The following is a 20,848-nucleotide window of genomic DNA, read 5'->3' as shown; positions in this document are numbered from 1 at the left end:
CCCCCGCCTCGGCATCGGATGATCGGTGCCATGGTCTTCTCCTCATCCGTCCGGCTGTGGCTGATGCCCAGTGCCGTCATCCTGCTCACCATGGGCGTCTGGGGCGGGTTGCGTTACGGCGACCTGCCGGACCGGATACCCCAGCACATCGGCGTCGACGGCGTGGACGCCTGGACGGACCGGTCGATCGGCAGCGCCTTCGTCCTGGTCTTCGTCTACGCGGGGGTGACCGCGCTGATGGCCGGCTCCGCCGAACTGACCCTGCGGGTGACGCCACGCGACGAACTCTCGGAGGCGGACCCGCGGCCGTTCGCCACCGGTGCCTCCGCGTCCCTCGTCAACCGGCCCCGCGACCGCGCCTCGGCGCACCGGATCGCCCGGGTGCTGCTGCTCTTCAACGCCCTCATCGGCGTTTCGCTGCTGCTGGGCTGCGGCATCCTGTGGCGCTCCACGTCCGATCCGCACGTGCCCGGCTGGGTGTTCGGCGCGATGATGGCCCCGTTCGTCGTCGGCACGGTCCTCACGGTCGCCGCAGCCGTGCGCGACCGGAGACGCTGAACGCTCCGCTGGGGAGGACCGGCGCCCGGGGCGGCGGTGCTGCGAGGGCCGGTCGTGTGGGTGGCTGGGCGGTCCCGAACTCTCGGCCGCCGACGTGCCTGACGTGCCGGGTTCATTTCGTAAGGTGCGTTTGCCGGAGTCGGCGGAAGTGCTGAAAACGGGGGGACGAGCCGGGTAAAGTCGCAGGTCGCGACCTGTGCTCCCCGCGCGTGCGGGGATGGTCCCTGGGTTCTTGAGCACGTGTGGAACGAGGGCATGTGCTCCCCGCGCGTGCGGGGATGCGGGCCCGCCGTGGCCGGTCCCGGGGTGGGAGGCCGTGCGGCGGGCCCGGGGCGGGGCAGGGCCCGGCGGGGCTCAGCAGCCGTTGAGTACGGAGGTGAGCTTGGACTTCTCCGCCGAGTCCACGGTGAGCCCGTACGAGTACTTCACCCAGACCCACATACGGGCGTAGGTGCAGTGGTACGCGGTGCGCGGCGGCATCCACTCGGCCGGGTCCTGGTCGCCCTTGGACTGGTTCACGTTGTCGGTGACGGCGATCAGCTGGGCGCGGGTGAGGTCGTTGGCCAAGTCCTGGCGCCGGGAGGTGGTCCAGGAGCTGGCGCCGGACCGCCACGCCTCGGCCAGCGGCACCACGTGGTCGATGTCCACGTCGGAGGCGGCCCGCCAGGTGGCTCCGTCGTAGGGGGAGTACCAACTGCCGCTGGTGGCGGCACAGCTGGAGTCGGTGACGACGTTGGTGCCGTCCCGCTTGAGGACCACCTCGCGGGTGTTGCAGGTGCCGGACTGGGTGATCCAGTGCGGGAACTTGTCGCGGCTGTAGCCGTCCAGGCTGCCCTCGGCGCGCACGGTCAGCGAGGCCAGGTAGGTACGGGCGGTGGAGGCGCTCGGCGGGGCAGGGGGAGCCGCCTGGGCGGTCGGCGCGCCCAGGAACAGGGTGCCGAGGAGGGCCGTCAGACCGCCGAGGACCGAGACGCGACGCGCGTAGAGGCGACGGCGCACAGCGGTGCCGCGGAGTCGGAACATGTGAACTCCCTTGGAAGTGGGGGGACATCATGGCCAGCGGTGCCCGGCCATGGTGGCGACGCCACGTTGCTGGGGGGTGGGCGTCAGGTAACAGCGTGACGACGCGGCCATGTCAAGGCAAGAGGATGTTCACAGTTCATATCGTGTGAGGAATGCGGGGCTACGGGGCGGTCCGTGTGGATGGCCCGAGGGGCGCCACGGCGAATGACGTGGCGTCAGGCGGGTGTGGATGAGGGGCGGCCGGGGCCGGGCCGGTCACGGGGGAGCACCGTGCCGGGGGCTTCCCGGCGGCCGGCGGACGCGCGCGTGGGGGCGCCGGCGCCGGGCGTGGCCACGGGGAGCGGCGGGAGGGAACGGACCCGCCCCCGCGGCCGACCGGTCGGGCCGGCGAGCAGGGGCGGTCCCGCGCTCGGGCAAGCCGAGATGCGTGCCGGAGCCGAGGGGCGGATTCGGCTGACTCAGGCGCGGCGGCCTCACGGCAGAAGCCGCGCGTCACGGTGGGCGACACCGGCCATCGAGGCACCCGCCCCATGGCCGTCCGGGCCACGGGCCGGGCGGCCCCGGTCCGTGGATCGGGGCGGGCATGGGCCGGCGGGGTGGTGCCCGGGGCGGTCAGGCCGTGGCGTTCCGGAAGGTCAGGCGTACGGTGCCGTCCGCCAGGCCCTCGGCGCGGACCGCCGTCAGGTCCGGCACATGGACGTCGGGGGCGTGGGCGGCGGCGCGCGGCCCGACCCCCACCACCTGGCAGCCGGCCGCCCGGCCCGCCGCGATGCCCACCTCGGAGTCCTCGAACACCACGCAGTCGGCCGGGTCGAAGCCCAGCTCGGCGGCGCCCTTGAGGAACCCCTCCGGGTCCGGCTTGCTGGCGCCCACCGACTCGGCGGTGATCCGCACCGGAGGCATCGGCAGCCCGGCCGCGGTCATCCGCGCCGTGGACAGTCCGCGGTCGGCCGAGGTCACCAGCGCGTGCGGCAGTCCGGCGAGGGAGGCGAGGAAATCGGGGGCGCCGGGCACCGGCACCACACCCGCCACATCGGCGGTCTCCCACTCCAGCATCCGCTGGTTGTCCGCGAGGTTCTCGGCCACCGGGCGGTCCGGGAGGAGTACCGCCATGGTGGCGTGGCCCTGCCGGCCGTGCACGTGCCGCATGACGTGGTCGGGGTCGAGACCCTGCTCGACGGCCCACCGCCGCCAGCACCGCTCGACCACGGCGTCGGAGTTGACCAGGGTGCCGTCCATGTCCAGCAGCAGGGCGCGGATGGTGAGAGCGGTGGGGGCGGCCGGCGGCATCGAGGGGCTCCTGGCGGCAGGGGGCGGGGCGAGCTCGGGTGGGCGCGGACCGGACGGGTCGAACGCACCGCGCGAGAGGCAAGGTGGCCCCGCCCGCCGGTCAGGGAATGCGGGCGGAACCACTTTGTTCCTCAACGATACAAAGGGGGTGGGGGATAACGCCAGTCCGATCTCGAACGGATCGCACGGCCGGGCCGGCCGCCGGGTGTGCCACCGGCCCGGCCGGGCCCGCCCCAGTCCGTCCCCTGAGTCCGCCCCGGCCCGTCCGAGGAGGTCCGGAGCCGTCCCGCAAGCCGCCCCCTGATCCGTCCGGAAGGAGCGACCGGAGTCGCCCCGAACCCGTCCGAGTCCGTCCGGGGACCGACCGGAGTCCGTACGGGTCCGTGGGAATCGAGGAGTCGTGGGAGGCGCGGGGCCCGGTGGGGCGTCCGCTGTCCGGGCCCGCCGTGGCCGTCCACGTCCGTGGGACCGTTGCCGTCCGGGACCGCGGCGCGGAGGCGGTTGCCGTCGGCCCCGGCGCACGCCCCCCGGGCGCGTACCGCTGGGTGAGGCGATCCCCCGTACCGGTGCGCCCGGTACGGGCAGGTCGGGCCCGGACCGACCCGCACCCGACCCGGGCCCGCCGGACGGACCCGCTCGGCGGGCCGTGCCGGGGTATTGCGGCGAGGATGGCGGGAGGGCCGGGACGGATCCGGCGGACGGGACGCTCCCCCGGGGCATCCGGCCGGACCGACCCCGGCGTGTCGTACCTGGTCGGCCTCCGCACCTGGTCGTTTTCCGTACCTGGCGGGGTTCCGTGCCCGGTCGTCGCCGTCGCGGACGGACGGGCCGGTCCGCCGGTGCGAGAGGGCCGGTACGGAGGGCGGGGCCGCTCCGGACCGGCCCCGCGAGGAGACGACCCGAGGAGGGGCGATGGCGCAGGACGAGCGGAACGGCTCCGGTGCCGGGCAGTCCCTGTCCGGGACGGGACCCGGCCCCGGAACGGAGCAGCCGAGGAGTTCCCTGCTGGTGGCGATCGGCGCGCTGCTGCTGGGCATGCTGCTCGCCGCGCTCGACCAGACCATCGTCTCCACCGCGCTGCCCACCATCGTCAGCGACCTGGGCGGGCTGGACCATCTGTCCTGGGTGGTCACCGCCTATCTGCTCGCCTCGACCGCCGCCACCCCGCTGTGGGGCAAGCTCGGCGACCAGTACGGGCGCAAACGGCTGTACCAGCTGGCCATCCTGATCTTCCTGGTCGGCTCCGCGCTGTGCGGTCTGGCGCAGAACATGCCCCAGCTGATCGCCTTCCGCGCCCTCCAGGGGCTGGGCGGCGGCGGGTTGATCGTGCTGTCGATGGCGATCGTGGGGGACCTCGTGCCGCCCCGGGAGCGCGGCCGGTACCAGGGGCTGTTCGGCGCGGTCTTCGGCGGTACCAGCGTGCTCGGCCCGCTGCTCGGCGGCCTCTTCGTGGACCACCTCAGCTGGCGCTGGGTCTTCTACATCAACCTGCCGGTCGGCGCGGTGGCCCTCGCGGTGATCGCGGCGGTGCTGCACATCCCGGCCCGCCGCACCCGGCACACCATCGACTACCTCGGCACCTTCCTGATCGCCGCGGTGGCCGCCGCGCTGGTCCTCATGACCTCGCTCGGCGGGGTCAGCTACGCCTGGGGCTCGGCGCAGATCATCGGCCTCGGGGTGCTGGGCGCGGTGCTGCTGGCCGCGTTCGTCCTGGTGGAGCGGCGCGCCGTGGAACCGGTGCTGCCGCTGAGGCTCTTCCGCTCCCGCACCTTCACGCTCTGCTCGGTGATCGGCTTCGTCATCGGGTTCGCGATGTTCGGCAGCATGACCTACCTGCCGACCTTCCTCCAGGTCGTCCAGGGCGTGTCCCCGACCATGTCCGGCGTCCACATGCTGCCGATGGTGCTGGGCATGCTGCTCGCCTCCACCGGCTCCGGGCAGATCGTCAGCCGCACCGGCCGGTACCGGTTCTTCCCCATCGCCGGGACCGCGGTGACCGCGGTCGGCCTGCTGCTGCTCCATCTGCTCGACGTGGACAGCGGCGACGCCGTGATCAGCGGGTCCTTCTTCGTGTTCGGCTTCGGGCTGGGCCTGGTCATGCAGGTCCTGGTGCTGATCGTGCAGAACGCCGTGGCCTACCAGGACCTGGGCGTGGCCACCTCCGGCGCCACCTTCTTCCGCTCCATCGGGGCGTCCTTCGGCGTCTCCATCTTCGGCACGGTCTTCGCCCACCAGCTCGGTCCCCGGATCGCCGACGCCCTCCGGGACCGGCCGCTGCCACCGGGGGTGGACCCCGGGCAGCTCAGCGGCGACCCGCGCGCGGTCTCCCGGCTGCCGGCCGAGGAGCGCGCCGGGGTGCTCACGGCCTACGCGGACTCCATCACCGACGTCTTCCTCTACGCGGTGCCGGTGGTGCTAATCGCCTTCGTCCTCGCCTGGTTCCTGCGCGAGGAACCGCTGCGCGGCTCGGTCACCGCCCCCGACACCAGCGAGGTCTACTCCAGCAACCCGGTGGAACGCTCCTCCCACGACGAGTGCGCCCGCGCGCTGTCCCTGCTCGGCAGCCGGGAGGGGCGCCGCCGGGTGTACGCCGACATCACCCGCCGCGCCGGGCTCGACCTGCTGCCCGCGGCGAGCTGGCTGCTGCTGCGGATCAACCACTACGGATCGGCGGAACCGCGGCTGCTCGCCGAACGGACCACGGTGCCGCTGCGGGTGCTGACCGAGGCCGCCCGGCAGGTCGAGGAGCGCGGTCTCGCGGTACGGGAGGGGCTGCCCCTGGTGCTCACCGGGCCGGGCCGCCAGGCGGCGGACCGGCTGCTGCGGGCGCGTGAGGAGACGCTCGCCGAGCTGCTCGGCGACTGGTGGACGGCCGACCGCCCCACCGACCTGACCGAGCTGGTGCGCGAACTCAACCGCGAGCTGTGCGGTTCCGACAGCGAGCAGCCGCGCGACGGCGAGCGGGGCCACCTCCACCGGCGGCCGCCCACCCCGCGCCACGGCGACGCCTGAGCCCGCGGGCGGCCCGCACCTCGACGGCCGCGCCGTACGCACCTCTCCCGCCGACCGGGCCGTGGAACCGGGCGCGTGCCGGGGAAGTCCCGGCCGCGCCAGGAAGACCCGGCTACGGGCGGGCCGGTGCCGCAGGGCGCGGCCCGGAGGGATACCGGCCCGAGGGCCGGCCGGGCGGCGTCAGACCAGCTCCTTGCCGTAGAAGCACTCCGCGTACGGGTCCTCCTTGTACGGCGCGATCTCGGCGTACCCGTGCCGGGCGTACAGCGCGCGCGCCTCCAGCAGGTCGAGCCGGGTGTCCAGGGTGATCCGCCGTGCCCCCATCGCGCGGGCCGCCAGGTCGGCCGCCCGGAGCAGCTCCGCCCCGCCGCCGGTCCCGCGCCGGGCCGGCCGGACGAACATCCGGGTCAGTTCGGCGGTGGCGTCGTCCCGGCGCCGCAGGCCCACACAGCCTGCCGGCTCACCGCCGTACCGCCCCACGAGGAGGACCCCGTGCGGCGGGACCAGGTCGTCGCTGTGGTGTTCGGCGAGGCCCTGCTCGATCTCCTCGGCGGTGGCGCCGCGTCCCCGGTGCAGCCGGTACCAGCGGTCGGCCACCTCGACGAAGTACTCGCGCAGCAGCATGGCCGCCCCCGGCGAGTGCACCGGCTCGTCGGCGACCGTCCAGGAGGAGCCGTCGGCGCGGTGGTCGGTGCCCTCGTCCGGGCCCGGCAGGTCCGCCCGGCCCCGGAGGTCCCCGAGGTCCGGGTGGTCCGGACGGTCGAGAGTGGTGGGGGCGTGCCGACCGGCTCGGGTGGTGGGATCGGTCATGGCCGCATCCTCGCAACCGGGCCCCACCCCCGCACCGGCGTTTCCCGGGCCCCGCCCGCCAGGACCCCGGAAGGCCCGTGCCAACGTCCCGGCTTTCCGCACCGGGACCGCGGGTGGTCCGCCGCCGACCCCGGTTTCCGCGCCCGGTCCCGGTCCCCGATATCCCGTGCCCGGTCCCCGGTTCGGTTGCCCGCGCCTGCGCCCGGCGCCCCGCCCGGGTCCACGGGGTACGGAGCCGCTGCCGGGGGCACCGGGGTGCGGAACCACGGCCGCAACCACAGCCGGGACCACAGCCGCAACCGCAACCGCAGCCGGGCCGTCACCGTGCGCGCGGACCGGTCGTCCGTGGCGGTTCCGTCATGCGCGGCCGGATCGGGGCAGGTGACCGCCCGCGCTGCAGGCCCGGGGCAGGCGCCGGCCCGCGCGGCGGCCCCGTGGTGTCCGGCGGGCCTTGGTCCCGCGGCAGGCCGCCATCCCGGGCCGCCATCTCGCGGCGGGCCGGCGGGTCATGCGGCGGGGCCGCCGCCCCGGTCGTCGCCGGTGCCGCCGCCGTGCCGGCCTCCGCCCCCGTGACCGCCGAAGGACCGGCGGGCGCGGTCGGCGCCCTTGTCGATGTGGCCGGAGTACTTCCCGCCGGTGCGCCGGTCGGCCTCCTCGGACATCCGGTCGATGCCCCGGCCGGTCTGGTCCGGGTGCTCCCGGGCGGTGCCGCTGACCTTGTTCATGAGGTTCTTCATGCTGTCCATCAGGCCCATGGGAATCACTCTTCTCGGCTCGGACGAACCCCCTTCACAGGGTTCGCCGCCGGAAGGGGCCCGGCGATGCGGGCTACTCCGAACGGGTGATGGTGGAGTGCGGCCGCACGGGCGCGCGCCCCGGCGCCCAGGCTGCTGCCGCACGGGCCCCCGCGCCCCCGCGCCGTGCCCGGCCGGGGGCCGGCGGGACGGGCCCGGGGACTTCGCGGAAGATTCCGGCCCCGCCCGCGCCGGATGGGGTCAGGACGTCTTCGGGGCCGCCTGCTGGACCACCTCGAACGACCACAGCGTGGAGTCCGTCGCGGCGGGCCGGGGGCGTGCGGCGCCCTCACCGGAGCCCTGCGCACCGCCCTCACCACCGCCCTGCGCACCGGCGTTCCCGCCGCCCTGGTGCGCGGCCTTCATGGGCCCCTCCATCCAGGCCCGGAAGTCCTCCTCGCTGCGCCAGCGGGTGTACACCAGGTACTGGTCGGTGCCCTCCACCGGGCGCAGCAGCTCGAACCACTCGAAGCCGTCGGAGTTCTCCACCGCCCCGGCCCGGGAGGCGAAGCGCTGCTCCAGGACCTCCCGCTGCTCGGCGGGCACGGTCAGCACATTGATCTTCACGATGCTCATGCCGCCCATCCTGCCGTACCCCCGCCCGGCGCCCGCCCGCCCCGGCCCCGCCCGCCGGTGGCGTCCGCCCACCGGTGCCGCTCGACCGCCGGCGTCGCCGCTCCGCCCACCCCGTGTGCCACCCGCGGCCACCGCCCGGCCGCGTCCCGCCCCGGGCCGGCCCCGTATCCCTGACGCCCGGCTCCGGCCGGTGGTGCCCGTCCTGCGGGCCGACCGTGACCACCGCGCAGGGCGCGCCGTTGTCACGGAGAGCACCGGGACGTGTACAACACGGTTACCGTACCGGGGCCCTGGCGGAATGCCGGTTTCCGGGGTGATGGTCGCTGTTCGTTCCCCGCGTGAAGGCCGGGCCGCGGTCGGGCCCGCGCCGGAGTCGGTCGGTCCTGTTCCCGGTGAAATGGTATGAATCGTCCCGTTTCTGTGCGGCATTCAGGTGAAGCAGGGACGCTCCGCGACCGAGGAGGAGGCCCAGCAGGGTCTGATCCATCCGGTGCGGATCCGACGAACGACGACGGACGAGCCGGGGAGCGGCGGGGAGTGGCGAACGTGGAGCGGAACGGACTGGGCACGACTCCGGACGAGGGGTCGGGAACCAGACCCGTGACGGGTACACGGACGTCCCGGACCGGCATGCTGCTGGTCGCGCTGTGGCTCCTCGCGGGCCTGCTGGCCGCCCGTCAGGCCGCGGAGGTGCTGCGGCGCCCGCCCGGGGAGCGCCTCACCGACCTGGAGACCTGGATCGGCGACCGGGGCGTGCTGCACGTCAGCGGCTCGCTGTACGAAGGGGGTTCCTTCACCGGCACCCCGTTCTCCGGACTGGTCCTCAAGCCGCTGACCCGGGCCGCCGAGGAGAGCCTGGGCGTGGCGTGGACGTTCGGCACCCTGCTGCTGCTGGTGGTGCTCGGCCTGGTGGTGGCCCGCGCACTGCCCGACCAGGTGTCCCGTCACACCCGGCTGCTGGCCGCGCCGCTGGCGATCAGCCTGATGGCGGTCTCGCTGCCGGTGCGCAGCACCTTCACACTGGGCCAGGCGAGCATCATCCCGGTCCTGCTGGTACTGCTCACCCTGCTGCGCCGCACCTCGGACCGGCAGGCGGGCCTGCTCACCGGTCTGGCCGCCGCGCTCCAGCCCGCGCTGCTGCTCTTCTCCGCCCTCCACTGGCTGACCGGGCGCCGCCGTGCCGCGGCCTTCGGCGGCGGCGCCTTCGCGGTGGGCACCGGGGCGGCCTGGGCGGTGATGCCGGAGGACTCGCGGACGTACTGGTTCCACCACTTCGGCGGGGCCGGGCTCGGCGAGCCCGCCGACAGCCTGTCCAACCAGTCGCTCCACGGGCTGCTGCTCCGGCTGGGGCTGGACGGACCGCCGGAACTGGCCCTGCTCGCGGTGCTGGCGGTGGCGGTGGCGGCCCTGGGACTGCGGCGCGCGGTGCGCTACGCCCTGGACGGGCAGGCGCTGCTCGCGGTGGCCGTCACCGGCTGTGTGGCGCTGGCCGTGTCGCCCACCTCCTGGCAGCACCAGCAGCTGTGGATCCTGCTCGCCGCCGTCGGCCGTGTCGGCAGGAACCGCTCCGACCGGCTGATGTGGCCGGTGATCGTCATCATGGTGATGTCGCTGGACCGCACCGCGCTGCTGCCCGACGTCCGGCTGTACGACGTGCTCGGGGACAACGCGCCGCTGCTGGCCGCGCTCACCGCCGCGCTGCTGATGCCGTTCCTGGCGCGCACCTCGCCGCTGTGGGCCACCCCGAGGCCCACCCCCCGCGCCGACGTCGAGCGCAGCCGCTTCCGGTACGTACCGCTGCTGCGCCTCTACCGCCGGCCGCTGTCCCGGCCGAACCTGCTCCTGGAACTGATGCTCATCCGGGTCTTCTACTTCGCGTACTCCTCCGTACGCGGCCTCGCGCCCGGCTCCCGGAGCCTGGCCGAGGGCCACGGGCGGCAGGTGCTGGCCGTCGAGGAGTGGCTGTCCATCGACATCGAGTACTCCTTCAACCACCTGGTGGCCGACACGCCGTGGCTGAAGGACAGCATGAACTACTACTACTCCACGTTCCACTTCCTGGTCCCGCTGTCCCTGCTCGGCTGGCTGTACGTGTGCCGCCCGGCCGCCTACCGGTGGGCGCGCACCCCGCTGGGCATCGCCACCGCGCTGGCGCTGGTCGGCTTCTGGCTCTACCCGCTCGCCCCGCCGCGCCTGATGCCGGGGCTGGGCTACATCGACACCGCGAACGGCCCGCAGGACTTCGGCAACCCGGACTTCGGCGCGCTCACCGAACTCTCCAACCAGTACGCGGCGATGCCCTCGCTGCACGTCGGCTGGTCGCTGTGGTGCGGCGTGATCATCGCGCTGGTGGCGCCCAGGCTGTGGATGAAGGCGCTGGGCATGCTGTACCCGATGATGACGGTGGCCGTGATCATGGGCACCGGCAACCACTACCTGCTGGACGCGGTGGGCGGCGCGGTCGTGGTGGCCGTCGGCTTCGCGGCGCAGTACCTGCTGACCGGCACCGGCCGGGCGCCGCGCACGGACAAGGACCTCACCCTGCGGGAGGTGCCCGCCGCCACTCTCACGGCGGTGCGGGCGCTGCCCCGCCCGCCGGTGCCGCGCGAGGCGCCGGCCGTGCCGCGCGAGGCGCCGGCCGAACGCGCCGGAACCGGAGCCGCCGTGGCGGAGCAGGACCGGGCACCGGGGGCCGGGACCCCCGCGGCCGGCCTCGAACCGGCCACCGGCACCTCCGGGGACGGCCGCCAACCGGCCGCCCGCGCCGTCGGGGACGGTGCCGAACCGGCCCCCGGCGTTGCGGGGGTCGGCCGTGAACCGGGGGTCGGCACCGCCGGGGACGGTGGTGAACCGGGGGCCGGTGCCCCCGCCCGGGCGGCGTCCGGCGGTGGCCCGACCGAGGAGAATGCGCCTGATCCGGCCGTGGACCCCGTTTCCCCCTCGAACGGCGGTGCGGCCCGCTAGCGTCGTGCCCGTACGTCATTCCCCTTGCCCATGAGAGTGATGAGACGGGAGCTCAGGAAATGTCGTTGGTGACCACAGTGCTGGCGGTGTCGATGGCCTCGGTTTCGGCCGCCAGCGGGACCAACTGCCCGGTGACGCTGGTGCACGAGAGGTACCAGGCGGTGTCCGGGACCGGTGCCCAGGAAGCGGTGACGTACGACACCGCCTCCGTACCGGTGGGCAGCCGGGTGACGGTCCTCAAGCACCCGACCGCGGACGGCGGCACCCGGGTCGTGCTGCGGATATCGGGGGTCCAGGCGAACCGTACCTTCGGTGCCCACGTGCACACCAAGCCGTGCGGGGCGCTGCCCGCCGACGCCGGCCCGCACTACCAGAACGTGCTGGACCCCAAGCAGCCGTCCACCGACCCGGCGTACGCCAACCCGCGCAACGAGATCTGGCTCGACCTCACCACCGACCGGCGCGGCTCCGGCCGGGCCGAGGCCGTGGTGGACTGGAAGTTCCGGGAGCAGGGCGCGCGTTCGGTGGTGGTGCACGAGCACGCCACCAACACCCATGAGGGACACGCGGGCACCGCGGGCGCCCGGCTGGCCTGTGTGACGGTGCCGTTCGCCTGATCCCAACGCCAGGGCCCCGGGACGGCCGAGCCGGACGCGCGGGGAACCCGCGGCGCCCGGAGCGTGAGATCCGGCAACCGGCGCCCGGACGCACCGGGGACCCGGGCGTGGTGTCCGGACGTACGGGGCCCGGGGCGCGGTGTCCGGGAGCGTCGGGCCGGGGCGGGCGGGAGATCCTCCCGCCCGCCCCGGTGGCGTGTCGCCTCACCGACGGTCCGGCGGCGGGTGTGCCGCTCCCGTCGGACGGGGCGCCCGGGCGTTCGCTCAGCCGGTCACGGTGATCTGCTGGGCCGGATCGGTGACGTCGGTGACGTCATAGGCGACGGTGAACGTGGAGGTCGTGGAGCTGGTCGGACAGCCGAAGCCGCCCACCACCTTCACCGGCACCGAGACGTTGGTGAACGCCAGTTTGGACGGTGCGCCGTTGGTCCAGGTGCCGGTGACGGTCGCGGCCGAGGTGGGCGCCGCGGTCACCGTGCAGCTCGCCAGGCCACTGGTCTGGAGGACGAAACCGCCGGTCGGGATGGTGAGACCGGCCGTGACCGGGGAGCCGTTCTGGACCGAGACGCCCCAGTTGCCGCTGGTGGTGACGGTCGAGGTCACTCCGGGCAGGCTGGAGGTGCAGGAGCTGTAGGTGGGGGCGCTGAGCGGGCCGCCGACCGGGCCGGAGGCGTTGGTGTTGCCGGGGGCCGCCGGGATCTGGTTCTTGGCGTCGGTACCGGTCGGCGAGGTGGGCGCGGAGACGGAGACCGAGCAGGTCACGGTCACCGAACCGGCCTTGAAGGTGGCCTTCCCGGAGAGCGTGGCCTTGAAGTAGTGGCCGGCCGGGGTGACCGTGGTGGAGGCGGCCGCGGCGCCGGTGGGCAGTGCGGTCGCCGTCCCGGCGAGGGTGAGGGCGGCGGCGGTGGCCAGCCCTGCGCCGGTGGCGAGCAGGGCGTGGCCTCGTAAGGTGCGGGTGCGGGACATGGGTACGGCTCCTTCGTGAGGGTTGGGTGGTGCGCTGGGTGGTGCGTCGGGGGGTGGTGGTCAGGGGAGGGGCGTGGCCCCCGCCCCGGACGCCGGCTCCGGGGCGGACGCCGGGCCGGGCCCGTGCGCCGCTCCCGTGCCGGACGCCGTCCCGGCCCCGGAGTCCCGGTCGTGCTCCGGCGCGGCTGTGCGCGCCGGCTCCGGGGTGCTGCCCTTGAACTCCGGCTCCGGGGTGCCCTTGAGGTCCGGTCCCGGGGTGTGCTCGCGGTCCGGGCCGGGGGAGTGCTGGTGTTCCGGGCCGGGGGTGCCCTCGCGGTCCGGGCCGGGGGTGCCGTCGGGTTGCGGGTCCGTCCCCCGGCCGCGGCCGGTCGGGGTCCCCGGTCCGGTGTCCGGGGTGCCCCCCTTCCCCGCCGCGTCCGGCCGTGGGTCCGGATCCGCCGGCGCGGGCAGCGGCTGCCAGCCGAAGATGAGGCTGCCGCCGATGACGCCCAGGATGGTGCCGAGGAAGAACCCGCCCAGGTTCGACAGGACCAGCGCGGTCGCGGCCACCATGACCGCCAGCACGCCGGCCAGCCCCCGGTGCTGCGGGGCGACCCAGGCACTGAGCCCGAGGACGACCAGGACGAGGCCGAGGAGGACCGAGACGACGCCGGTGACGCCCTGGAGGACCATCACCTTCAGCGGGGCCAGGGGGATCGAGCTGATCTCCGCGCCGGCGGCGATGGTGACCAGTCCGCCCCAGAAGGGACGGCTCCTACGCCACCGGCGCCACCTCAGAAGCATTCCTTCTTGCCCTTGCTGATCTTCATGCTGAGACCGCTGAGCTTGAACGTCCCGGCGGTGGTGGCCCAGGCGGTGGTCCGCAGATCGGCGATCCGCACATCGTCCGCCTGCTGGGAGAACAGGTCCTGCATGCCCTGGGCCCCGTCCGGTCCCTTGTCCAGCGTGGAGGCGTCCCGGCCGATCTCGATGTTGTTGAAGCTGGCGTCACCGGCGATGTCGGTGGCGTCCATGTAGAGGTCGGTGGCCTCCACGGGCTTCCCGCCGGTGCCGGCCGACAGCTTCAGCGAGATGTCGCCGATGATCGGCAGGTGGGTGACGACCGACTGGCACAGGCTGTCGATCTTCGCCTTCCGGATGGCGGTGACCGCCACCGGCAGCAGTTCCTCCCGGGCGTTGGCGTCCACACTGCCGTACTGTGCGAAGCCCTCCCCCTTGAGCTCCTTCGCGGAGACCTTGAACTGCTGCCCGGAGACCGCGAACGACGCGGCGATGGCGCCGTTGGCGAGCGCAACGGCCAGGGCGGCGGTGGCGGCGAAACCGGGTACGGAGAGCGCGGCGAACCGCCGCCATCTCACCCTTCCCATGACATGTCTGCCTTGCTCATCCTTCATATGGAATGTCCCCTTCAAGCATGCGTGAGTGCCCTGCGGCTGAGCGTGGGGGGAGCGAGCGTGCGGCGCGAACGGCGTACCGGTGGTGCACGGGTGTGCCGATGGGCGCCGAACGGTGGTGCGAGGGGCGTGCCGGTTGCGGTGCGAGTGAGGTGCGCTCGCGCACCGACGGGGTGCTGCGATGTGCTGGCGTGCGCGGCCGGCGGGCTCCGGTGCGGCGGACGCGGCTCCGCTGGGCGCCGCACCAGATTGAGTCGAGCATGTCAACCGCGACGACTTACTTGAGAGTAAGCATGCCACCGGGCACTGGCAAGGTTCTGGAGGGAACGCGTTTTCCGGGGCTCGCGGAGCGCCCGCCGACCGGTCCCAGGGGCGCCCGGCGGCCCGGGTGCCCGGCCGCCGGCGGCCGGGGCGCGGGCGGGGGGCGCGGGCCGGGGCGCGGCCGGACGGAGGACCGCCCGGCCGCGAAGGGGAGCGGCCGGGCGGTGGACGGTGGGGGCGTCGCGGTCGGTCGGGGCGCCGGACGGGGCGGACGGCGTCCGTCCGGCGGGGGCACGGTCGGGTACGCGCGGCGGGCGCGGGGGTGGGGGGGCCACCGCCGGGGGCGGCGGGGGAGGGGCCGGGGCGGGCGGGAGGGGCGGGGCGAGGGGGCCCGCGCCCGTGCGGCGCGGGCCCGCCCGGTACCGGCTCCATCCGGTTCCGGACCCGCCCGGTTCCGGTCCCGCCCGGGGCCGAGGGACCGTCAGTACCAGCGGTTGGCGCGCCAGAACGACCAGGCGCCGCAGGGACCGCCGTACCGGTTCTTCATGTACGCCAGGCCCCAGCTGATCTGGGTGGCCGGATTGGTGCGCCAATCCGGGCCCGCGGACGCCATCTTCGACCCCGGCACCGCCTGGAGCAGCCCGTATGCCCCGGAGGCCGCGTTGACGGCGGTCACCTTCCAGCCGCTCTCCCGTTCCACGAGCTGGTTGAAGCACCGGAACTGCGTGGTGTCCGGGATCATCCGCCGCGCCACCTCACGCGCCATCATGCTGCTTCTGCCGGGCGCCGGGGCGGCCTCGGCCGGCTGTGCGGTGAGGGTGACGGCGCTCACGGCGGCGACCGCGCCGACCGCGAGGGTGCGGCGGCGCAGCGGCAGGGACCGGTTGCGACTGAGGTCAACGGACACGGAGTGACACCTTCCGTAGGCGACAAGGACCGCGCCGGAGTGACCAGGGGCCGCCCCGGCGGCACCCTCACTGTTGACATCCCGACAGCTGACCGCAATTCAGCGACGTACTAACTGCGGTCGGAGAACCCCTCGGTCGCGCGGCGGTGTGCCGCCGCGCACCGTGCGCTCCCGTCCCCGGCCCCCGCTACGAAGCGCGGTCGTACCCGCCCGGACGCGGCATGCCAGGCTTCACACGTACGAGTCGCGCGGGCACGCCCGCTCAGCCGATGCGCCGCCCGGCGGCCCGGGGACCGCCCGCCACGGTCGCCGGGTCCGGGCCCGGCCGGCCCCCAGGGCCGTGCGCCGCTCCCGCGCCGGCGGCCGGTCCGGAACCGGCCCGTGCGCCGCTTTCGCGTCGGAGGCGTTCGTGGTGCCGCGGTCGTACGGGCCGGACGTGCCGGGGGCGGCCGTCCCGGGACCGGCCGTGCGGCGCCCTCCCCGGTCGCCGCGCCGGCCGGGCCGGGTCACTCCTCGAAGGCGACGGGGGTCGCGAAGGCCGCGCGGCGGGTGGCCCGGCGCAGCGCCCGCAGGATCGTGCCGCCCAGCGTCAGGGTGAGCACCACCGTGACCAGCGCCCTCGGCAGGTCCCATCCCATCGACGTGGCCAGGCAGTACGCCAGGAAGCGGGCCAGATTGTCCGTCACCGGATCACCGGGGACGAACGACACGCTCGCCGCCATGCCGCCCAGGTAGGGCCAGCCCTGGAGGTTCATGGCGGTGCCGTAGAGCACCGAGGCCACCGCCCCGTACCCGGCGAGCATCAGCAGTTCGCCGCGCCCGCGCAGCCTCCGGGCGCCGGGCAGCAGACCGGCTCCCATCGACACCCAGCCCATCGCCAGCATCTGGAACGGCATCCACGGTCCCACGCCGCCGGTGAGCAGCGCGGACGCGAACATCGAGACCGCGCCGAGGACGAAGCCGAACCCCGGGCCCAGGACCCGGCCGGAGAGCACCATCAGGAAGAACATCGGTTCGATGCCGGCGGTGCCACCGCCCAGCGGACGGAGCGCGGCACCGGCGGCGGCCAGCACGCCCAGCATCGCCACGGACTTGGCGTCCAGGCCCGGCGCGCCGGAGTCGTCACCGGGCAGCGCGGAGGCCCGGGCGGAGTCCGAGATGGTGGCGACCACCACCGCGATGAGCAGCGGCAGCAGCCCGGCGAAGAGCCAGGGGGCGTCGGCGGAGTGCGCGAGGCCGGAGTCCGGCGCGGCGAGCAGCGGCCAGCCGAAGGCGACCACCCCGACCGCCGACACCAGGATGAGCGAGGCCACCGCCCGGGGGCCGAGCCGGACCGCCCGGACCCGGCCGTCCGGGATTCCGCCGCGTCCTGTACGAGGTCCGCCCGTGCCGCCACCGCCGCGGCGGAGGAGGCCGGGCCGGCCGTTCGCGGTGGTCGTGGCGTTCCCGCCGGGCGTATCCATCGCGCGGACCGTGCCGATCGTGCCGGGGCCGTCGATCGCACCGGGACCGGCGGAACCGCCGTTCGCGCCGGTCCCGCCGGTCCCGCCGGTCCCGTGGGTACCGCAGGTGCGGCCGGTGCCGCCCGGGGTGGTGCTCACGCCGGTTCCTCCAGCGCCCGCCGCACCTGCGGCACCGTCAGCCAGGGTCCGGGCGCCAGCACCTTGGCCACCTGGGGGGCGAAGGCCGGGGAGGAGACCACCACGTCCGCCGTCGGGCCGTCCGCCACCACCTCGCCGTCGGCCAGGATCACCACCCGGTGCGCCAGGTCGGCGGCGAGCTCCACGTCATGGGTGGCCAGCACCACGGCGTGGCCGTCGGCCGCGAGTTCCCGCAGTACCTCCGTCAGCCGGGCCTTCGCCGCGTAGTCCAGCCCGCGGGTCGGTTCGTCCAGCAGGATCAGCGGCGGCCTGGCGGTGAGGATCACGGCCAGCGCGAGCGCCAGCCGCTGCCCCTCCGACAGGTCCCGCGGGTGGATGGTGTCCGCCTGCCCGGGCAGCAGCCGGTCCACCAGCGCCCGGCAGCTGCCGGGCGGGGCGCCCGCGTCCCGGTCCGCCGCGGCGCACTCGGCGGCCACGGTGTCCGCGTACAGCAGGTCGCGCGGGTCCTGCGGCACCAGGCCCACGTGGCGCGGCAGCCGGCCGGGCGGGGTCCGGTGCGGCACCACGCCCCCGGCGCGCACCGTGCCGGCGGAGGGCTCGTGGAGCCCGGTGAACGTGGCGAGGAGGGTGGACTTGCCGGCGCCGTTGCGGCCCATCAGGGCGACCGTCTCGCCGGGACGCACCGCCAGGTCCACGCCGTGCAGCACCTCCACCCCGTCCCGCCGCACCGACAGCCCGCTCGCCTCGCCCGCCGGGGCGGCGGCCGGTGCCAGGGGCGGGGCGGCCGAGGGGGTACGGCCGGCCAGCCGCTCCCGCAGCGCCCCGGCCTTCCGGCGGGCGTCCCGCACCGACAGCGGCGGCGGGGACCAGCCCGCCGCGCGGCCCAGCGCGACCACCGGTGGGTGGACCGGGGAGACGGCCATCACCTCGGCCGGGTCGCCGGTGACCGGCGGTTCGCCCGGGCCGGGCAGCAGCACCACCCGGTCGGCGTACTGCACCACGCGCTCCAGCCGGTGCTCGGCCATGAGCACGGTGGTCCCCAGGTCGTGCACCAGCCGCTGGAGCACCGCGAGCACCTCCTCGGCGGCGGCCGGGTCGAGCGCCGAGGTCGGCTCGTCGAGCACCAGCACCCGCGGGTGGGTGGTGAGTACGGAGCCGATCGCCACCCGCTGCCGCTGTCCGCCGGAGAGGGTGGTGATGGGCCGGTCGCGCAGGTCGGCCAGGCCCAGCAGATCCAGCGTCTCCTCCACCCGGCGGCGCATGGTGTCGCCCGGCAGCCCCAGCGACTCCATCCCGTAGGCCAGTTCGTCCTCGACGGTGTCGGTGACGAAGTGGGCCAGCGGGTCCTGCCCCACGGTGCCCACCACATCCGCGAGTTCCCGCGGCCGGTGGGTGCGGGTGTCGCGGCCGGCCACCGTCACCCGGCCGCGCAGCGTGCCACCGGTGAAGTGCGGTACCAGCCCGCTGACGGCGCCCAGCAGAGTCGATTTGCCGACTCCGGACGGGCCCACCAGCAGGCACAGTTCGCCCTCGGGCACCGTCAGGTCCACACCGGCCAGCGCGGGCGCGGGCGCGTCGGCGTAGCTGACCGACACCTGCTCGAAGCGGATCACTGCCTGGACTCCTCGGGTCGCGGACGGTCCCCCGGCGCGCGGGACGCGGCCCGTGCCTGGTGCGGGCCGCCGGGGAGAGGGTTCGGGGACGGACTCTCGGCCGGCGGGTTCGGGGACGGCGCCTGGGCCGGTGGGCGTGGCGGCGGGTCCTCGGCCGGTGGGTGCGGCGGCGGACCGGCGGTGGGAGGCCGGTGGATGGCGGCGGCCTCCGGGCCGGTGGCGGGCGTGGTGGGCGTGGCCGTCGGCGGGCGGCCGGGTCCGGACCCGGCGGACGGGCCGGAGCGGGCCGCACCGGCGGGGGACACCGGGCGGTGCGGCGAGGAGTCCGCCGGTGACCGGAGCGAGGTGTCCGCCGGGGTCCGGCGGGAGGTGTCCGCCGGTGAGCTGCGCGAGGTGTCCGCCGGTGACCGCCGGGCGGTGTCCGCCAATGTCCGGCGGGAGGCGCTCGCCGGTGTCCGGCGGGGCGCCGGGGCGACGAACGCCGGCACCAGCCCGAGCAGCACCGACGCCGCGGGCCACAGCGGCAGCACCGGCGCGGTCAGCGGCACCGCGGGCGGATGGAGCGCGTCCGGCGCGTACCCGGCGGCCCAGATCATCAGGGCCGCCACCGCCGCCCCCGAACCGGACACCAGCCACGCCCGCGCACCCCAGCGGTCCGGCCGGTACCGGGTGCGCACCGAACGGCGGTTGCCCAGGACCAGACCGCCCAGCGCGGCGGCGAGCCCGGCGAGCAGCAGCGGCAGCCCGTACCCCGCCCCCTCGGCGGCGAGCAGCCCGTAACTCCCGGCGCACACCCCCAGCAGCCCGCCGAGGGTGAGCGCCGTGGTGGTGTGCCGCACCGCGGCCGGGACCCGCGCGGTCCGCCCGTACCCCCGGGCGTCCATGGCCGCCGCCAGCGCCACCGAGCGCTCCAGCGCGCCCTCCAGCACCGGCATCCCGACCTGGAGCAGCGCCCTGACCCCACGGTCGGGGCGGCCCCGCAGCCGGCGGGCGGACCGCAGCCGCTGCACGTCGGTCACGAGGTGGGGCGCGAAGGTCATCGCGACGACCACCGCCACCCCGGCCTCGTAGAGCGCCCCCGGCAGCGACTTCAGCAGCCGCGCCGGGCTGGCCAGCGCGTTCGCCGCGCCCACGCAGATCAGCAGGGTGGCCAGCTTGAGCCCGTCGTAGAACGCGAACAGCATCCCCTCGGCCGTGACCGGGCCCCCGATCCGCACCCCGCGCGCCCACTCCGGCAGCGGCACCTCGGGGAGGGTGACCAGCACCCGGGTGCCGGGCACCGGCGAGCCGAGGAAGAACGCGAAGAGCAGCCGGATGACCAGCACCACGAGGCCGACCTTGAGGAACGCGCCGTACGAGCGGGCCCACGGCGCGTCCGTCCGGCGCACCGCGACCACATAGCCCGCGACGCAGATCAGCAGGGCGAGCAGGAGCGGGTTGGTCGTCCGGGAGGCCGCCGTCGCCAGCCCCAGCGCCCACAGCCACCAGGCACCGGCGTGCAGCGCGGTCCGGCGCGTCTCCCGGGGTGCCCGCAGCCGCTCCGCCCACCGCCGCCGGGCCGTTGTGCCGCTCATCCGCGGCGGCGGCGGGCCTGCCGGACCGCGGCGGCACCGAGCACGGCCACGGCGGCGACCCCGCCGATCAGGCCGGCCGACGGGCCGGCGTCCTCCTCCTTCTCCGCGGCGGCGCCCGCGTCCGCGCGGTCGCGGTCCGCGCCGCCGTCCGCTCCGCCCGACGCGCCGTCACCGCCGGCGGCGCCCTCGACCACCTCGGCGCAGCCGGTGCGGGGGTAGCCGGCGATGGCACACAGCAGCGCCGAGGAGTTGTAGCGCAGCGGTTCCGCGACCGCGGCCAGCGCGTCCGCGGCGGTGGCGCCCGAGCCGACCCGGGCACAGGCGGTGCGGGCCTTCGGCGGGGTCACCCCGCCGGGCGCGTCGGCGGCCGTGCCGAAGTCGATGACCACGGCCACCCGCTTGCCGCCGCCCCGCTCCGGGGTGCCCCCGCAGATCGCCTCGAACGACGCGGTGCCGCGCGGCCGGGCGGCGTCGGGCGAGTCCTCGCTCACCGCGTACCGGAAGCCCACGGTGTCCCCGTCGCCGGGCCGGGCGGTGCCGGGCCCCTGGAGGGCATAGGTCCAGCGGGCGCCGTCCCGCTCCCAGTAGGACCAGTAGCGGTAACCGTCGGCGGCCTGCGCGGGGGCGGCCCCGAGCAGGACCAGCAGCACCGTCGCCAGCCCGGTCACCAGCCCCGCCGGCAGCGCGGTCGGCAGCCGCCGCCGGGCCGTCGACCCGGGCACACCGGGCACGGGGGTGCGTCCCGAGCGGGACGTGCGGGACGCGGGGCCACCGGATATCGGCGCGCCGGGTACGGGGTCGCCACCGGGTCCGGAGTCACCACCGGCTGCGGAGTCACCACCGGGTACGGAGGCGGCCGGTGCCGGACCGGGGGACACCGGGGTACGG

17 protein-coding genes are annotated in these 20,848 nt (G+C 75.6%); 4 read left to right on the top strand and 13 right to left on the bottom strand.

Annotated elements, in window-relative coordinates; translation table 11 throughout:
• Positions 1–30: 30 nt before the first annotated feature.
• Entirely contained in the window at positions 31–558 is a 528-nt protein-coding gene (locus tag IHE55_RS07315) for a DUF1648 domain-containing protein (protein WP_197988284.1), read from the top strand.
• Positions 559–912: 354 nt separating this feature from the next.
• Here the strand turns inward: IHE55_RS07315 and IHE55_RS07310 are convergent, their stop codons facing one another.
• Positions 913–1,581, bottom strand: coding sequence for an HNH endonuclease family protein (locus IHE55_RS07310; protein ID WP_197988283.1), 669 nt, complete (start codon positions 1,579–1,581; stop codon positions 913–915).
• A 612-nt stretch (positions 1,582–2,193) separates the two neighbouring features.
• Positions 2,194–2,871, bottom strand: a complete 678-nt coding sequence (locus IHE55_RS07305; RefSeq protein WP_197988282.1) for an HAD family hydrolase — start codon at positions 2,869–2,871, stop codon at positions 2,194–2,196.
• 912 nt (positions 2,872–3,783) lie between these two features.
• On the opposite strand from IHE55_RS07305, the gene IHE55_RS07300 reads away from it, so the two are divergent.
• Positions 3,784–5,883 carry an MDR family MFS transporter gene (locus tag IHE55_RS07300; protein ID WP_197988281.1) on the top strand — a complete coding sequence of 700 codons (2,100 nt, stop codon included), beginning with the start codon at positions 3,784–3,786 and terminating at the stop codon, positions 5,881–5,883.
• A 180-nt stretch (positions 5,884–6,063) separates the two neighbouring features.
• On the opposite strand, the gene IHE55_RS07295 is transcribed toward IHE55_RS07300, so the two are convergent.
• From IHE55_RS07295 to IHE55_RS07285, 3 genes are all read right to left on the bottom strand, one after another.
• Positions 6,064–6,507 carry a GNAT family N-acetyltransferase gene (locus IHE55_RS07295; RefSeq protein WP_232266043.1) on the bottom strand — a complete coding sequence of 148 codons (444 nt, stop codon included), beginning with the start codon at positions 6,505–6,507 and terminating at the stop codon, positions 6,064–6,066.
• Positions 6,508–7,199: 692 nt separating this feature from the next.
• A complete protein-coding gene (locus IHE55_RS07290; protein WP_197988279.1) occupies positions 7,200–7,439 on the bottom strand; it encodes an antitoxin in 240 nt (79 codons plus the stop codon).
• 249 nt (positions 7,440–7,688) lie between these two features.
• A complete protein-coding gene (locus IHE55_RS07285) occupies positions 7,689–8,063 on the bottom strand; it encodes an antibiotic biosynthesis monooxygenase family protein (RefSeq protein WP_197988278.1) in 375 nt (124 codons plus the stop codon).
• Positions 8,064–8,693: 630 nt separating this feature from the next.
• Here IHE55_RS07285 and IHE55_RS07280 point away from each other — a divergent pair.
• Both IHE55_RS07280 and IHE55_RS07275 read left to right on the top strand, forming a co-directional pair.
• A complete protein-coding gene (locus tag IHE55_RS07280) occupies positions 8,694–11,027 on the top strand; it encodes a bifunctional glycosyltransferase 87/phosphatase PAP2 family protein (protein ID WP_197991846.1) in 2,334 nt (777 codons plus the stop codon).
• A gap of 68 nt (positions 11,028–11,095) precedes the next feature.
• Positions 11,096–11,644, top strand: coding sequence for a superoxide dismutase family protein (locus IHE55_RS07275; RefSeq protein ID WP_307826861.1), 549 nt, complete (start codon positions 11,096–11,098; stop codon positions 11,642–11,644).
• 264 nt (positions 11,645–11,908) lie between these two features.
• Here IHE55_RS07275 and IHE55_RS07270 read toward each other — a convergent pair whose 3' ends face one another.
• The 8 genes from IHE55_RS07270 to IHE55_RS07235 all read right to left on the bottom strand — a co-directional run bounded on the left by IHE55_RS07270 (position 11,909) and on the right by IHE55_RS07235 (position 20,691).
• The gene (locus IHE55_RS07270) at positions 11,909–12,610 is read right to left on the bottom strand and encodes a hypothetical protein (RefSeq protein ID WP_197988276.1); all 702 of its coding nucleotides are present in this window, start codon (positions 12,608–12,610) and stop codon (positions 11,909–11,911) included.
• Between the two features lie 60 nt (positions 12,611–12,670).
• Complete coding sequence (locus tag IHE55_RS07265; RefSeq protein WP_197988275.1) at positions 12,671–13,393, bottom strand: DUF6114 domain-containing protein; 723 nt, start codon at positions 13,391–13,393, stop codon at positions 12,671–12,673.
• On the bottom strand, positions 13,384–14,004 hold the full coding sequence (locus tag IHE55_RS07260) for a DUF6230 family protein (protein ID WP_197988274.1): 621 nt from the start codon (positions 14,002–14,004) through the stop codon (positions 13,384–13,386). Before IHE55_RS07260 ends, IHE55_RS07265 begins: the two co-directional genes overlap by 10 nt.
• 742 nt (positions 14,005–14,746) lie before the next feature.
• Positions 14,747–15,172: an aggregation-promoting factor C-terminal-like domain-containing protein gene (locus IHE55_RS07255; RefSeq protein ID WP_307826546.1), complete on the bottom strand. Its 426-nt coding sequence runs from the start codon at positions 15,170–15,172 to the stop codon at positions 14,747–14,749.
• Positions 15,173–15,678: 506 nt separating this feature from the next.
• Complete coding sequence (locus IHE55_RS07250) at positions 15,679–16,635, bottom strand: ECF transporter S component (protein WP_197991844.1); 957 nt, start codon at positions 16,633–16,635, stop codon at positions 15,679–15,681.
• Between the two features lie 134 nt (positions 16,636–16,769).
• Positions 16,770–18,386, bottom strand: coding sequence for an ABC transporter ATP-binding protein (locus tag IHE55_RS07245; protein WP_197988273.1), 1,617 nt, complete (start codon positions 18,384–18,386; stop codon positions 16,770–16,772).
• Positions 18,383–19,960 carry a CbiQ family ECF transporter T component gene (locus IHE55_RS07240; protein WP_232265484.1) on the bottom strand — a complete coding sequence of 526 codons (1,578 nt, stop codon included), beginning with the start codon at positions 19,958–19,960 and terminating at the stop codon, positions 18,383–18,385. The genes IHE55_RS07245 and IHE55_RS07240 overlap by 4 nt, the downstream gene beginning before the upstream one ends.
• Positions 19,957–20,691, bottom strand: coding sequence for an SCO2322 family protein (locus tag IHE55_RS07235; protein ID WP_372442637.1), 735 nt, complete (start codon positions 20,689–20,691; stop codon positions 19,957–19,959). Before IHE55_RS07235 ends, IHE55_RS07240 begins: the two co-directional genes overlap by 4 nt.
• Between the last annotated feature and the right edge of the window lie 157 nt (positions 20,692–20,848).

The organism is Streptomyces pactum (assembly GCF_016031615.1).
GTDB classification, from domain to species: Bacteria; Actinomycetota; Actinomycetes; order Streptomycetales; family Streptomycetaceae; genus Streptomyces; species Streptomyces pactus.
This window is presented reverse-complemented; position numbering and strand designations above follow the sequence as displayed.

Excerpts from the sequence above, each read along its gene's own strand:
- IHE55_RS07315 (WP_197988284.1), top strand. The coding sequence starts at position 31 with ATGGTCTTCTCCTCATCCGTCCGGCTGTGGCTGATGCCCAGTGCCGTC.
- IHE55_RS07310 (WP_197988283.1), bottom strand. The coding sequence starts at position 1,581 with ATGTTCCGACTCCGCGGCACCGCTGTGCGCCGTCGCCTCTACGCGCGT.
- IHE55_RS07305 (WP_197988282.1), bottom strand. The coding sequence starts at position 2,871 with ATGCCGCCGGCCGCCCCCACCGCTCTCACCATCCGCGCCCTGCTGCTG.
- IHE55_RS07300 (WP_197988281.1), top strand. The coding sequence starts at position 3,784 with ATGGCGCAGGACGAGCGGAACGGCTCCGGTGCCGGGCAGTCCCTGTCC.
- IHE55_RS07295 (WP_232266043.1), bottom strand. The coding sequence starts at position 6,507 with ATGCTGCTGCGCGAGTACTTCGTCGAGGTGGCCGACCGCTGGTACCGG.
- IHE55_RS07290 (WP_197988279.1), bottom strand. The coding sequence starts at position 7,439 with ATGGACAGCATGAAGAACCTCATGAACAAGGTCAGCGGCACCGCCCGG.
- IHE55_RS07285 (WP_197988278.1), bottom strand. The coding sequence starts at position 8,063 with ATGAGCATCGTGAAGATCAATGTGCTGACCGTGCCCGCCGAGCAGCGG.
- IHE55_RS07280 (WP_197991846.1), top strand. The coding sequence starts at position 8,694 with ATGCTGCTGGTCGCGCTGTGGCTCCTCGCGGGCCTGCTGGCCGCCCGT.
- IHE55_RS07270 (WP_197988276.1), bottom strand. The coding sequence starts at position 12,610 with ATGTCCCGCACCCGCACCTTACGAGGCCACGCCCTGCTCGCCACCGGC.
- IHE55_RS07265 (WP_197988275.1), bottom strand. The coding sequence starts at position 13,393 with ATGCTTCTGAGGTGGCGCCGGTGGCGTAGGAGCCGTCCCTTCTGGGGC.
- IHE55_RS07260 (WP_197988274.1), bottom strand. The coding sequence starts at position 14,004 with ATGAAGGATGAGCAAGGCAGACATGTCATGGGAAGGGTGAGATGGCGG.
- IHE55_RS07250 (WP_197991844.1), bottom strand. The coding sequence starts at position 16,635 with ATGGATACGCCCGGCGGGAACGCCACGACCACCGCGAACGGCCGGCCC.
- IHE55_RS07240 (WP_232265484.1), bottom strand. The coding sequence starts at position 19,960 with ATGAGCGGCACAACGGCCCGGCGGCGGTGGGCGGAGCGGCTGCGGGCA.